We start from the raw sequence: 13,373 nt of genomic DNA, 5'->3' as shown, positions 1-13,373 counted from the left end.
CAATGGAAAAACAACCTCTTACAACAGAAGTAATATCAGAGCAGCAAGCCGAATCAACGGCTTGCTTTTCGCGTTTTGGAAGAATAGTGGCTATCAATGAGTCTACGGGCAGTGTGCGAGTTGATTTTGATGGTAACCCATTTAAGCAGCCACTCACTGCGAGACTAGGACGTGGCTTTCGTCGTTCTGAACTGCAAATAGCTATCGATAATCGATTAAGTTGTCGAGTTGAATTTTTGAACGACGACTTAAGCTTGCCTCTTGTGACGGACATTTTCTTCTCCATTCTGGATGACTCTGACGAGTTTGTATTGCGAGCGAAGAAGATGGTTATCGAGACAGAACAAGAGTTGGTAGTCAAAAGTGGTGAGACAGAAACTCGCTATAGCGGGCGCGATGGACGAATTACCACTAAAGCGAAGTACGTCACCTCTCAAGCAGAAAAAGCACAAAAAATTCAAGGCGGAACGATCGCAATTAACTAATTACCTAGCATTAGCTAATTTACGTCGAGTTAGCTAATTACTTTGTATTAACTAATTGCAATCGCGTTATGGCACGCTAATAACGGATAACTAGATGCGACAAAGAATCGGTGTCGAGCACCTAAAGGCACCCATAACCAATCAAGAAGTCGAAGGCGCGTTAGCAAAAGCTGAGCGCGCTGTGAACGACCTTTCCCAATTGCCAGTAACATGGCTGGATTTCTGTAATGAAAAGCTGTCCATTGCTTCTGAAAGTATCGGGTTTTTAATCAGGCAGCGAGTTCAAATTCACAAAAGGGGTTATCCAAGTCCTGAGTTGGAGTATCTCAAGCTGATTGAACGCCAAATTGAAGAACTGAAGCAGGTGTACTTGTCGTTTTATCGGTTAGCACCGGGGTTGATTCATCAATTAAGAAGCAAAGAGCCAGAAATCTACAGCTGGCTGATGCTACAAGGCGAGTTGGGCTCAGCGTTGGATAACCTTTTGTGCGGCTTGAGTTTACTCGAAGATATTGACGCTAAAACCGCAATGGTCATTGCCGTACAATCTCCGGTTGAATCTATGGATAGCACGCTTTCGGAGCTTATTGAGGGTAATGCGACATCCAGTGCGTTTTACTTTGAATGCTTACGTGTACGTCAAACATTAAGTGTTTCTCTCATCAAGCGCTGGCACAAAGCCAGCATCATTAGCTCTCAAGTTGCTTTGCCACTGCTCGCTTTACAAGACGTAAAAGAGGGGATTGATTGGCTTAATGACAATGCAGGCAGCGAACAATACCTATTTGAACGTTTGATTACCAAACGTGACAGAGGCACTTGGTTCCGTCAGAGCTTTGGCATCGAACCAAATGGATTACCATCAGCGCAAGTGCTCACTTATGCCAAGTTGCTTGAATTAAAAGAGTTTGAGGCGTTTGATATCTCTTCTTCATTAGCACCTGTTGATTTTGCGCTGAGTGGCGATTGGAAACTGGTGCCCCAAATCATCGAGCACTTGGAAAGTCTGGAGGAAGCTGAAGGTGAAATTTGGCTTCAAGCCTTGTATGTCGTCTACGGAAAGCTTCTTCCTCTGACTCCGCAAGATGTTGGTGTCGAATATGAATGGGAAGAGATCGTCGATCTGCTCAATGAGTGGGTGGAAGATGAAAAATATATCCAAAATCTACCAAGCCGCTTGGGTTACGCATTGAGCTTCGAGTCTACGTTAGCTGCGATGCAAGATTCTAACGTTGATGTGCTGTTCCGCGACTGGCTATGGCGCCAAATCTGCATTCAATCCAGAGCCTACGTGCCTTGGGATATGGCGATGCCGATACATCAGCAAGACTGGAACTTCAACAATTTAAAGGCCGCACCTTCTGCGAGCGAACGATTCAACTTAAGGAATAGCAATGCAGTTATGGGATATTGAAGCGCACCCTGAGCTATCACTTAAAGGTCGTTTTCAACGTGACGAAAACGGCGATGAAGTGTGGGTTGTGGTCGCTAAACGTACTTGGCAATTCGATGGTGTGGTTTGGCACGAATTAGGTGAAAGTGAAATCTTCGATGATCCCCAATATTTGGGCGAAGAAGGTTTCTCTGCGATGAAAGTTGACCACGAGTTCGCGTATACCAAAGACAACACAGATGTACTTGTTTACGGCAAAGCGCGCAGCTACGCGAAAAAGCCAGTGACATACCAAGAGTGTCGTGTGCTGATTGATGGTCATATCGATAAGACTCTCGCTATTCACGGGGAACGCGTATGGGTTGAGCATGCTGGCAGTATCACGCTGAGCAATCCAGTCCCATTTATTGAAAAAGACATTGATTACACTTGCGCGGTAGGCGGTGATTTACGTAACCGAATAGGTGGTGGGGTTGCCGACTCCAACAAAGAATTGCTTGAACAGAAAGTACCCTCGATTTTTTATCCCCGAGAGGACTGGAGTGCCGCCGCGAAAAAACTACGCGTTGCGGGGTTCGGGCCAGTGCCTCCGTTCTTTGAGGCGCGCCAGAAGCTGGCCGGCACGTTCGATGACGATTGGATTGAGAATCGCAAGCCAATGTTGCCACTCGATTTTGATAAGCGGTTCTTCCAAAGCGCGCCTATTGATCAACAGTGCAAAGGCTTCCTTCGTGGGGGGGAGCGTTTGATGATGAGTGGCTTTTGTCATGATGACACGCTTTCATTTCGAATTCCTAAAGAAAAATACCGTGCGATCGCGACGTTCAAAGATCAAAGTTATCAAGCTGATATGGCGATGTACACCTTATTCGTTGATGCGGAAAAGAAAACTATATCAATCAGTTACACCGCTGCGTTTCCTTGTCAGGGCAAGGAGCATTTGTTGGTGTCGACATCCATCACTAAGTTGGAAGAGGTAAGCGAGCATGCATAATTCAACAGGCCGTTACGTGCTAGGGATGGAAGTGATGACGCCAACCGGTATGAATTTAGATATTGCTAGTGCAGTTTCGTATGCTGACTTAGGAAGATTCGACCAATGTGTAGGGGATGATGGTATCGAGCGTTTTACTTACGCCAAAATCGAATACACCAAAGAAAGTGAGCAGTTTGAGAAAACGTGTGAGTTAATCACCCACTTGCTTAATTCATTGTTAGCACAGTTACCACGTTCATTGAGACCAATACCTTTGCTTATAGCGGTGCCTGCGTCTGTTTCACTAGTAAAGGTGCAAGAATGGCTTGGTGAAAGTAACTATGCTGAATTTCTCTCTGTGGTGAATGCTGTTCATGCCAGTGGGCCTAGTTTCGTTCTCCAGGCCATGAAATCATTGGATAAATATGATGCTATAATGTGTATCAGTGTCGATTCCTTGGTGAGTTCGATGCAAACACTCATCGACGATGCGATGGTAATGAGTACCAATAATCCATGGGGCGTTATTCCGAGTGAGGGTGGGGCGGGTTTAATTCTTTGTCGAAGAAATACCGTAGAAACATTGAAACTTAAGCCTCAAGCGCAGCTTGGCTACATTGATACGGAATTAAACACTTCAGACCGAAGAGGCATGTTTCGACTTGTTCAACGTGCGAGTAAAAAGCTCGATTTATTTGGTGAAGTGTATTCCGATATGACGAACCTGCGCATGCATTCGGAAGATTACGGTTTTGCTCTGGGGGCTAAAGCAGAACGATTCACGAACCCAGAACAACCGCAGCTTATCAATGAGTTGTGGGGCACAATGGGTAGTTGTTCTTCTCTCGCTTTAATTGCCTTTGCGGTCAGAGAGCACCACTTTAAGCAACCAACTACATTGTTAATGTTCGACTTTCATGGTGACAAAGGAGTTCTCCAATTACTGCAATGTTAGTGGGCACTCATCGATCAAATGGCAATGAAAATATACTCATATTATTAGGTTGAAGTTTGTAACACGAAAAAGCGTATAACTCATGCAGTGAAAGCGTAAGTAAAAAGGTCTAATAAGTTAGTAATAATAACTAAAATAATAGGCTTACTGTTTGTTTTAAATACCAACCTTGATACAAGTACGTTCAAGAAAATATTATTCAACTCTAATAATATTTATTCTATGAAAGAGTACTAAGTGTCTAATAATCAGAGTACAGCCAAAGGATATATCGATCAGTTGGTTGTTAAAGCTATTGAGAAAAAGAAACTGAATGAGCAAAGGCTAGCAGAAAAAAATAAGCCGAAGCTTGAGTACGTGCTTTTTTCACAGTTTGATGTATTAGACAAGCTTCCTTCTAAAAATGGTAAGACAACGGTTTACCATCTTGCAAAAAAAGGGCAGCCAGAGAAGCAAATCTGTTGCAAAGTTATCAATGATGACTCGCCAGAATTTGCGAGCAAAATGTTGATTAACGAAGCGAGCAGGCTGGAGCTTTCTCAACACCCTAGCGTGGCTAACTTTGTAAAAATCGGCAACGAATTCGAACGCCCATATTTGATGTACGAGTGGATCCAAGGTGAATCACTGGCAGAAAAAATGGAGCGTCATTCTTCTAAAGGCTTCCGCCACGACCACATCGCTTGGTTGGTGTATCAACTCGCTGGCGCTCTAGAGTTTATGCATACAAGAGGTATCTGCCATCTTGATATTAAACCATCTAACGTATTAGTGAGTGAAGGCGATTACGTTAAGCTCATTGATTTCGGCGCTGCTCGTTACATTGGAGAGACAGAACCATACGCAGAGGCAAGCTTGAGCTACGCTTCCCCTCTTTATATAGAAACTGGCATCGCGGAACCGCAAGATGATGTTTACTCTCTCGCTTTGCTCGCTGGACATCTATTTTTAGGCTCAATATTTGGTGATGCTTGGAATAAGCAGTTAAAAGACCGAAAGCGTCCGGCTTTGATCCCGGTTCATATTTGGAAATTGCTGAAAGAAGTCATCAACAAACCAAGAGGGCATGGCTATACCGCTATTTCTTTTGCTCAACAGTTAGCGCGAATCGATACGCAATCAATTAGCTCAAATTCTAACGCACCAATTTTCAGTAGCTTGCGTAACGCGGACTTGCTGCTTACACACTGTAAGCCAAATGATAAAACGGCGTATGGTCGCTTTAAAATATTAGAGGCGAGCTTAGTGTTGAGTGTGCTGGCAACAGCAGGAAGTTATTTATATCAACAGAATAAAGATCAATTGGATGCCATTTTTTCCCGAGGTGTCACTACTGTAACTCACGTTATTACGCCCTCTGAAACGGCTTCTTTTTTGGCTCAGCCTCCATGGAAAATCAAAGAAGAATTGTCTCAAGCTACTCAGAGTATTGATATGACAGTAGCTTATCGAACAGCATATCAAGCTCAGCAGTTAAGCCTCTCGAATTTATATGAAGAAAAACAGGCTCAGTTAACGTCGTATCAATCGTTAGCGGATGGCTTACCAATGGCATTAGTCGAATTACGTAAGGAGCTTGTCACCTTGCGAGAAACCCTTGTTCGTGACGGTGCTCTGTTTCCATATGCGGATGAGGCGTTGACTAAAGTGATGTCTGGGTTAAATGTCGCGTCTATCGATTCCATGAAAGTATCTGCCATAGCTGGCAGTCGAGATAAGCAGATTGCTCGCTTAATTTTAGATGGTGAAGCTAAGCTCGCAGAAAATGAAATGAAAGAGGCATGGTTGTTAAACCAGTCACAAGCCTATTTCTACAACCAAATCTTACCAAAGGCTGTGATGGAAAATATTAATGACTCCATCGATAAACATGCAGAGGCGCACTTTTACACCAAAGCAATTGAAGAAGCCGAATTAGCCAAAGCCTACTTCGGTAATACGCCAGAACTAGACAAAAAAATAAAGGATTTAATCGTCGCAAGAAGCGAATTTATTTTGTTTAGCACCGTGATGGAGCAATCCGTTTACGACAAACAAAAGCTACATGAATCCCTTGCCGATTTAGAACGGAATGCACCAAGTAAATTTACAGAAATCACGAAAATTCTAGATAGCATGGCGTCAGATGCGATTGAGCAGAGCCATCGATTATCTAAGCCAGCAAATGGCGCAATTGCGGTAGCGCGTGCGTTGAGAGATTACTTGACTGAAGGAGACGTGAATTTTGTCCAACATTGATATCGATCGTCTGCTTAATCCTATTTCTGATGAATCTCCAGTGGGAAACGATGCCCGTTACGAGTTTTGCTACGAAATGATGGAGTCCGAAGTGAAGAAATTCGGTTCCTTGTTTGGCGAAACAGTAGATTGGAGCGTGGTAAAAACGCACGCGACTGAAGTTCTAGAGCACCACAGTAAAGACTTAAAAGCCATTTGTTACCTCGTTCGCGCGCTAACAGAAGAGTTTGGTCTGCAAGGCTTTGAACAAGGTCTAAAGCTGCTTAGTGAGGCGTTAAGTCGCTTTGGCGTTGAATTGTATCCTTCGCGAAAGCGGGGTCGAGATGGCGCGGTCGAATGGTTGAACCATCAGTTTAAACTGGTCAGCAGCAAGTTAGCGGAAAGCGCTCAGTCATGGGATTTGGTATCAAACTGCATTTCGACTATTGAAGAAGTGCAGCGCCAGTACGACGAGGTTTACCAAGACTCAGAAGCGGATTTCTTTGAGATTCGCACTCAACTCAATGTTTTATCTCAACAAGCGGCGGCTGATGAGCAGAGCGATGATGCAGTCGTTAACGTTGAACAAGCGGCGCCTGCACCAGCTACGCAGTCTGCTGCCGAAGAAACGCCAGCGCAGAATGAAGTGCAAACCGCACCGGTGAAGGCGGTTCCGCCGGCCCCTAAACCTGCGCCAGTTAAGAAAGCGGTAGCAAAAGAAGTCGATGTCGATACGGACTTCTCTTCGCCTACGGCTTCTAAGCGCACCTTGAAGAAGGTTGCGGAAGTCATGCTTCATGCGAACCCAAGTGATCCGCTGGCTTACCGGATTTATCGTCATCTGACTTGGGATGACATTGATGGTCTACCCGACCACCAAAATAATCAAACGCCTTTGAGCTTGGCAGTGTCGTCCGATCAACAAGCGGAATACCGAGATAAAGCTGAACAAGAAAGCGACATCGACACCATTAAGCGTTTGGAGCGCACATTAACGGATGCGCCGTTTTGGCTGACGGGCCATTACTTCGTGTATTCGATGCTTAATAACTTGGGCTTTGATGATGCAGCGCTTGCTGTGAAACAAGAAGTGACGCGTTTTGTTGAATCGCTAGAGGGCATCGAGCACCTCTCATTTAAGAATTCTATACCATTTGCAGATGAAGCGACCTTGAGCTGGTTATCGACTCAAGATACTACTTCTTCGACTTCTCAACCCGTTGTTCAAACGGTTGTGATTTCGCAGGAAGACTCGCTGCCAATGGAGGATATCACTCTAGAAAATCTAGGGGAATGTGCCGCAGAGCTTGCCCACAAACTTGAGCTGGATAGCTCGGGACGAGGGCAGTTCATGCTGTATTTACAATTGATAGCAGCTTACCAGTCTGTTGGATTATACCCGTTGTGTTTGCCGTATCTTGAGAAGGGGTGGGAAGTACAAAAAGCGTTTAATCTCGCGAGCTGGGAACCCCACTTATCGTCACAGTTAGAAGACCTAATTCGAAAAACACTCCATCGGTTATTTGGAAGCAAGGATCTTCTACCTGAGAAGTATGAAGAGTGGAAAGCAATTTACGACTAATTAAAGAGTTAGATAAGGAACGAATTATGTCACGTGACGGCTCGGTGGCTCCTAAAGAGCGAATTAATATCCGTTATGTTCCAGCAACTGGCGATACGCAAGAAGACGTAGAGCTGCCGCTAAGCATGATGGTAGTTGGCGACTTTACTGCGCGTGCAGATGAGACACCAATTGAAGAACGTACTCCAATTAACATCGACAAAGACAACTTTAACGAAGTGCTAGAGGGCATGTCTCCAAACGTTAAAGTCAACGTTGAAAACCGTCTTTCTGATGAAGAAGGCGGCCAGATTGGTGTTGATCTGACGTTCCAAAACATGAAGGACTTCTCACCTGAAGCGATCGCGAAAAGTGTACCTGAACTAAACAGCCTACTTGAGCTTCGCGAAGCCTTGGTTGCACTTAAAGGTCCTCTAGGAAATGTTCCTGCGTTCCGTAAGAAGATCGCATCGGTTCTTCAAGATGAAGAAGCGAGAAAGAAACTGTTGGATGAACTAAGCATTGGCAACGACCAAGACGCGAAAGAAGAGTAAGGGATATCATGTCTGCAGAAGCACAAGCGCCAGAACAAGAAGCAGCCTTAGTTGAATCAGGCTCACTTCTGGATAGCATTCTTAACGAAACACGTTTAAAGCCAAGTGATGAAGGTTTTGACGTTGCAAAACGCGGCGTAGAAGCATTCATCAGTGAGCTACTAAGCAGTTCGAACACAGAGAAAGTCGACCAATCTCTGGTTGATCTGATGATCTCTGAAATCGACCAAAAATTGTCTAAGCAAGTTGATGCAATTCTTCATAACGAAGAAGTTCAAGCGATTGAATCAACGTGGCGTGGCCTTAAGTACCTGGTTGATCACACTGACTTCCGCGAGAACATTCAAATCGAACTGATCTCTGCGAAGAAAGACGAAGTTCTTGATGACTTCGAAGACGCTCCAGAGGTGGTGAAGTCTGGCCTGTACAAGCAAATCTACACACGTGAATACGGCCAGTTCGGTGGTAAACCTGTTGGCGCCGTCATTTGTGATTACGCTATGTCTGCTTCGTCGCCTGACATCAAACTGATGGAATATATGGCGAACGTAGGTGCAATGTCTCACGCACCATTCATCACGTCTGCATCGGCTAAATTCTTTGGTCTAGACAGCTACGAAGAGCTGCCAAACCTAAAAGATCTTAAGTCTGTATTCGAAGGTCCACAGTATGCGAAATGGCGTGGTCTGCGTGAGCACGAAGATGCACGTTATTTAGGTCTATGTACGTCTCGCTTTATGTTACGTACGCCTTACTCTGTTGAAGATAACCCAATCAAGGCGTTTGACTACGATGAGCAAGTGACAGACAGCCATGATAACTACCTATGGGGCAACTCAGCGTACGCGATGGCGTCCAAGATCAGTGAATCATTTGCTAAGTACCGTTGGTGTCCGAACATTATTGGTCCTCAAAGCGGTGGTACTGTACAAGATCTACCGGTTTACAACTTTGAAGCTATGGGTCAAATCGAGACTAAGATCCCAACCGAGATCCTGGTTTCTGACCGTCGTGAGTATGAGCTAGCAGAAGAAGGTTTCATTGCGCTAACCATGCGTAAAGGTTCTGACAACGCGGCGTTCTTCTCTGCAAACTCTGTTCAAAAACCAAAAGTGTTTGCGAACACGCCTGAAGGCAAACAAGCCGAGATGAACTACAAGCTAGGTACTCAGCTTCCTTACATGTTCATTATCAACCGTTTAGCGCACTACATAAAAGTTCTACAGCGTGAGCAAATTGGTTCTTGGAAAGAGCGTTCTGACCTAGAAATCGAATTGAACAAGTGGATCCGTCAATACGTTTCTGACCAGGAGAACCCGCCAGCGGAAGTCCGTGGTCGTCGTCCACTTCGCGCTGCGAAGGTAGAGGTATCAGACGTAGAAGGCGATCCAGGTTGGTACAAAGTATCGATGTCTGTACGTCCTCACTTCAAGTACATGGGCGCAAGCTTCGACTTGTCTCTAGTTGGTAAGCTAGACCAATAACCCATTACTGAAACCATCAAGCAGCCAGTGAAGACTGGCTGCTTTTTTCGTAGGACCGCATATGGAAAAAGGTTACCGTCTTTTAGAGCGGATCGAGCTAGGAGAACCAAAAAACTGCTACGAGAAAGTGGTGTCTCATAAGCATTTGATTGAATCCATTCACTCGCATCTCGCTGACTTGTTGAATACGCATTCCGGCAACGCAATGATCGACAATGAGTATGGTCTGCCAGATTTTAACGACGTACTTTCTAACAACACAAACCTCGTTCGCCATATTCAAAAAAACATTACGTCAACCATAGAACGCTTTGAGCCCCGACTGTTTAATGTCGAGGTTCATTACCGTGAAGACCACCATAATCCATTACAACTCGGCTTTGGTATTCGCGGCGAAGTTTCCCATAACGGCGGTAAAGTCCCAATGTCGATCGATGTCTACATGGGAACCGACGGCCAATTTAACGTTTAGTAGGTGCCACTTGAGTAACAGTAAATACTTTCAAGATGAACTCACGTATTTACGCGAGTCGGGTAGTGAGTTTGCCAAATATCATCCGAAGTTAACTCACTTTCTCTCTGAAGGAACTTTTGATCCAGATGTCGAACGATTGCTGGAAGGTTTTGCTTTTTTGACCGGACGCATCCGCGAAAAGATTGACGATGAACTTCCTGAGCTAACGCAATCTCTGATGACTTTGCTGTGGCCACATTACATGCGTTCGATCCCGTCTTTGTGCATTAGCGAACTAAAACCGCATACCGGAAGTGTTACTGAGAAAACCGTGGTGAAACGTGGTGCGGAAATGGCCAGCGAGCAGGTAGAAGGCACGCAGTGTTTGTTCCGTACTTGTTATGACGTCAATCTATACCCAATTACGATTACTAACATTGAACAAACTAACAGCCGCACCAGTTCGATGATTGATGTGACGTTATCGACGGAGCATGGCCTTGAGCTGTCTCGGATAGGTTTAGACACGCTGCGATTGCACCTGCATGGTGAGATTCATATTACTCGCACTGTCTTCTTATGGCTGTTCCGTTATCTAGATTACGTCGAGTTGGATGTTGGTGGCGGCTACAAACATCGTTTAGGGCCAGAATACGTTAAGCCAGTCGGGCATGAAGAGGACGAGGCGCTGTTGCCTTACAGCAAAAATTCCTTTGCAGGCTACCGTTTGCTGCAAGAATTCTTCTCTTTGCCAGATAAGTTCATGTTCTTCGACATTAAAGGCTTAGAGTGGCTAAAAGGCATTCCACAGCGCAGTACGGTCAAAATCAAATTCCACTTTAAGCGTGCTTTGCCTTCAGAGGTGGTGCTTAAAGATAAACACTTAAGGTTGCACTGCACACCTGCCGTTAACTTGTTTGAAAAAGACGGCGATCCAATCCGTTTAGAGCATCGACGAAACGAGTACAAGGTGCGTCCACAAAGTAACACTCAAGAGCATTACGAGGTTTATTCCATTGAGCAAGTGGAGAGCTGGAGTAAAGACGAGCGTCGCCGAAAACCACTGATTGAATTTGAATCGTTTGAGCACCAAATCAACCAACGTGATAAGCGAGAGTTCTACAAATCCAAAGTAGGTGAGCGAGTAAGCGGAAGAGGGTTAGAGCGCTATATCTCATTCCATACTCACAATGGCGACATCGCGGATTTAGGGACTGAAACAGTATTGATGAAACTGCAATGCAGTAACGCGGACTTAGCGGAGCGCCTGTCAGTAGGAGATATCACGTACGCGACGCACAAATCGCCAACGTATGCGACGTTTAAAAACATTACTAAGCCAACACAGTCAGTAAGTCCTCAAGTTAATGGTGAACTTCAATGGCAGTTGATTGCCAACATGTCGCTCAACTACTTGTCTTTGGCCAATATCGATGTGTTGAAAGTGTTGCTCTCGACTTACGACTTCCACTCTCGAGTCGATAGACAAGCCCACCGCGCGTCGATTCATCGACTTGATGGCATTATTTCTTCAGAGATGAAACCAATCGATCGCGTATTTCGTGGTGTATCTGTGCGTGGTAACCAATTCAAGCTCGTGACGGACTCTAAGTTCTTCGTAAATGAAGGCGATATGTTCCTTATGGCCACGGTATTGAATGAATTTATCCGTTTGTATTCGAGTGTGAACTCCTTTACCGAGCTAGAGGTGTTCGATGAAGCGACGGGCGAGGTTTACAACTGGGCAAGCCTAATCGGGCAGCAGACGATACTATGATTAACACACTTTCTGATAAGTCGAATGAGTTTAGTTTCTACCAAGCGGTATTGCTGTTAGAGAAACACTACCAGCTGGAGCCAAACTCAAATTTTGTTGCCGTGGGCGAGAACAAATACTTTCACAAAGAGCGAATTGAGTTCAGCGTGTCGCCAAACCTGTGCTTTCCAAAGAGTGATATGGACTTTATTACTCATATGGAAAGAAACGGACAGCAATATTCACGTATTGAGACGAACTTTCTTGGCTTGCATGGTTCAAGCTCGCCCCTACCTGCGTCTTACACTGAGAAACTCGTCGGTCGTGATCCCGATGATAACCCAGTGAAGGACTTCTTCGACTTTTTCCACAACCGCTATACAAGCTTACTGTATCGTGTTTGGAAGAAATACCGATATCACGTGCAGTACAAAAGCGGGGCAAGCGATGCGTTTTCTGGGCGCATACTGCATTTGGCTGGTCTTTCTAGCGTTATGCAAGATTGCGAAGTCGCGGAGTTAGATCGAGCGAAGGTTCTGTCTTACGTGAACCAGTTATCTACGCGTACACGTTCACCTAAGCTTATTTCCGGTATTGTTTCGCACTACTTTTCACTGCCGAATGTGCGAATCGAAGAATGGGTTTATAGACGCGTAGAAATCGCTGAAAGCCAGCGTAACAAACTCAACCGCTCCAATTGTGTATTGGGGCAAAGCTTACACTTGGGACAAAGCATTGCGGATTTGAACGGCAAGTTTAACTTGTGTATCGACAACATTGATTTTGAAACGTTTAAGCAGTTTTCCTACGATGGTGAGTTACATAAGACGCTGGTGGGCTTGATGCGCTTTATTCTGCGTGACCCAATGTCGTGGGACCTAAAGTTGACAGTTAACTTAGACAGTATTCCAGAAAACAAACTGGGTAATGGAGAAGGGAACCAACTAGGTCAAACGTTCTGGCTTGGCAACCCAGGTGATAAAGACGCCAAAATTCGACTTATCGGAAGCATATAAGAAAGCCGCTCAACGAGCGGCCCTTTATGTTTTCCTCGAAGAGGTCAGAAAAGCTTAACGACTGATCGGCTGGTGCAGTACAACGGTAGTATCAAGCCTTTGAATGCCGTTAAATGATTCAATTTCATTACAAAGATGATGAATAGACTGCAGGTCGGGCGCTTCAATTAGGGCAATAATATCAAAGTTGCCACCAACAACGCTCGTTAAGCGAACCTCAGGGATTTCTTTAAGTGCATTCGTTACATCATTCTTCTTACCCTTTTCACAAGAGATCAGTAGATAACTAGCGGCTTTTCGCCCTTCATTTTCTACACGAATCTGTGCGGTATAGCCTTTGATAATACCGGTCTTTTCTAAACGATTAATTCTTTCTGCTACTGCTGTTCGAGACAAACCAATGTTTCGGGATAGATTCGCAATCGACTCTCGCCCATTCGACAATAGACTTGAAAGTATTTTTCGATCTAATTTATCTAAACCTTGTAAAGTCATGTTTGAAATCATGTGTTCTGCCTATTT

The 13,373-nt window shown here is 44.8% G+C and carries 12 protein-coding genes; 11 read left to right on the top strand and 1 reads right to left on the bottom strand.

The genetic code is table 11. The features are described 5' to 3' along the window. Nucleotides 1–2 precede the first annotated feature (2 nt). From R7O12_RS08160 to tssG, 11 genes are all read left to right on the top strand, one after another. Nucleotides 3–485 carry a hypothetical protein gene (locus R7O12_RS08160; RefSeq protein ID WP_064354671.1) on the top strand — a complete coding sequence of 161 codons (483 nt, stop codon included), beginning with the start codon at nt 3–5 and terminating at the stop codon, nt 483–485. 94 nt (nt 486–579) lie between these two features. Continuing rightward, the gene (locus R7O12_RS08155; protein WP_318125741.1) at nt 580–1,899 is read left to right on the top strand and encodes a hypothetical protein; all 1,320 of its coding nucleotides are present in this window, start codon (nt 580–582) and stop codon (nt 1,897–1,899) included. Next, on the top strand, nt 1,880–2,872 hold the full coding sequence (locus tag R7O12_RS08150; RefSeq protein ID WP_262649181.1) for a DUF2169 domain-containing protein: 993 nt from the start codon (nt 1,880–1,882) through the stop codon (nt 2,870–2,872). Before R7O12_RS08155 ends, R7O12_RS08150 begins: the two co-directional genes overlap by 20 nt. Further along, nucleotides 2,865–3,809: a hypothetical protein gene (locus tag R7O12_RS08145; RefSeq protein ID WP_262649184.1), complete on the top strand. Its 945-nt coding sequence runs from the start codon at nt 2,865–2,867 to the stop codon at nt 3,807–3,809. The genes R7O12_RS08150 and R7O12_RS08145 overlap by 8 nt, the downstream gene beginning before the upstream one ends. A gap of 237 nt (nt 3,810–4,046) precedes the next feature. Next, nucleotides 4,047–6,047 carry a serine/threonine protein kinase gene (locus tag R7O12_RS08140; RefSeq protein ID WP_053307564.1) on the top strand — a complete coding sequence of 667 codons (2,001 nt, stop codon included), beginning with the start codon at nt 4,047–4,049 and terminating at the stop codon, nt 6,045–6,047. Further along, nucleotides 6,034–7,608, top strand: a complete 1,575-nt coding sequence (gene tssA / locus R7O12_RS08135) for a type VI secretion system protein TssA (RefSeq protein ID WP_033906408.1) — start codon at nt 6,034–6,036, stop codon at nt 7,606–7,608. Before R7O12_RS08140 ends, tssA begins: the two co-directional genes overlap by 14 nt. 26 nt (nt 7,609–7,634) lie before the next feature. After that, nucleotides 7,635–8,141 (top strand): type VI secretion system contractile sheath small subunit, encoded by a 507-nt coding sequence (gene tssB / locus R7O12_RS08130; RefSeq protein WP_005373381.1) that lies wholly within the window; start codon nt 7,635–7,637, stop codon nt 8,139–8,141. 8 nt (nt 8,142–8,149) lie between these two features. Further along, on the top strand, nt 8,150–9,625 hold the full coding sequence (gene tssC / locus R7O12_RS08125) for a type VI secretion system contractile sheath large subunit (protein WP_005373378.1): 1,476 nt from the start codon (nt 8,150–8,152) through the stop codon (nt 9,623–9,625). A 61-nt stretch (nt 9,626–9,686) separates the two neighbouring features. Then, nucleotides 9,687–10,097, top strand: coding sequence for a type VI secretion system baseplate subunit TssE (gene tssE, locus R7O12_RS08120; RefSeq protein ID WP_033906409.1), 411 nt, complete (start codon nt 9,687–9,689; stop codon nt 10,095–10,097). Between the two features lie 10 nt (nt 10,098–10,107). Next, nucleotides 10,108–11,856, top strand: a complete 1,749-nt coding sequence (gene tssF / locus R7O12_RS08115) for a type VI secretion system baseplate subunit TssF (RefSeq protein ID WP_017633756.1) — start codon at nt 10,108–10,110, stop codon at nt 11,854–11,856. Beyond that, on the top strand, nt 11,853–12,851 hold the full coding sequence (gene tssG / locus R7O12_RS08110) for a type VI secretion system baseplate subunit TssG (RefSeq protein WP_213897872.1): 999 nt from the start codon (nt 11,853–11,855) through the stop codon (nt 12,849–12,851). Before tssF ends, tssG begins: the two co-directional genes overlap by 4 nt. A 54-nt stretch (nt 12,852–12,905) precedes the next feature. Here tssG and R7O12_RS08105 read toward each other — a convergent pair whose 3' ends face one another. Then, nucleotides 12,906–13,358: an Lrp/AsnC family transcriptional regulator gene (locus R7O12_RS08105; RefSeq protein ID WP_005373369.1), complete on the bottom strand. Its 453-nt coding sequence runs from the start codon at nt 13,356–13,358 to the stop codon at nt 12,906–12,908. Nucleotides 13,359–13,373: the final 15 nt, after the last annotated feature.

It is taken from the genome of Vibrio sp. Vb1574 (assembly GCF_033338675.1).
The sequence above is the reverse complement of the archived record's forward strand: the minus strand, read 5'-3'. Positions and strand labels throughout refer to the sequence as shown.

What these genes read in the sequence shown, in the direction of transcription:
- tssG (WP_213897872.1), top strand. Translation starts at nt 11,853, where the DNA reads ATGATTAACACACTTTCTGATAAGTCGAATGAGTTTAGTTTCTACCAA.
- R7O12_RS08160 (WP_064354671.1), top strand. Translation starts at nt 3, where the DNA reads ATGGAAAAACAACCTCTTACAACAGAAGTAATATCAGAGCAGCAAGCC.
- R7O12_RS08150 (WP_262649181.1), top strand. Translation starts at nt 1,880, where the DNA reads ATGCAGTTATGGGATATTGAAGCGCACCCTGAGCTATCACTTAAAGGT.
- tssC (WP_005373378.1), top strand. Translation starts at nt 8,150, where the DNA reads ATGTCTGCAGAAGCACAAGCGCCAGAACAAGAAGCAGCCTTAGTTGAA.
- tssE (WP_033906409.1), top strand. Translation starts at nt 9,687, where the DNA reads ATGGAAAAAGGTTACCGTCTTTTAGAGCGGATCGAGCTAGGAGAACCA.
- R7O12_RS08105 (WP_005373369.1), bottom strand. Translation starts at nt 13,358, where the DNA reads ATGATTTCAAACATGACTTTACAAGGTTTAGATAAATTAGATCGAAAA.
- R7O12_RS08145 (WP_262649184.1), top strand. Translation starts at nt 2,865, where the DNA reads ATGCATAATTCAACAGGCCGTTACGTGCTAGGGATGGAAGTGATGACG.
- R7O12_RS08155 (WP_318125741.1), top strand. Translation starts at nt 580, where the DNA reads ATGCGACAAAGAATCGGTGTCGAGCACCTAAAGGCACCCATAACCAAT.
- tssB (WP_005373381.1), top strand. Translation starts at nt 7,635, where the DNA reads ATGTCACGTGACGGCTCGGTGGCTCCTAAAGAGCGAATTAATATCCGT.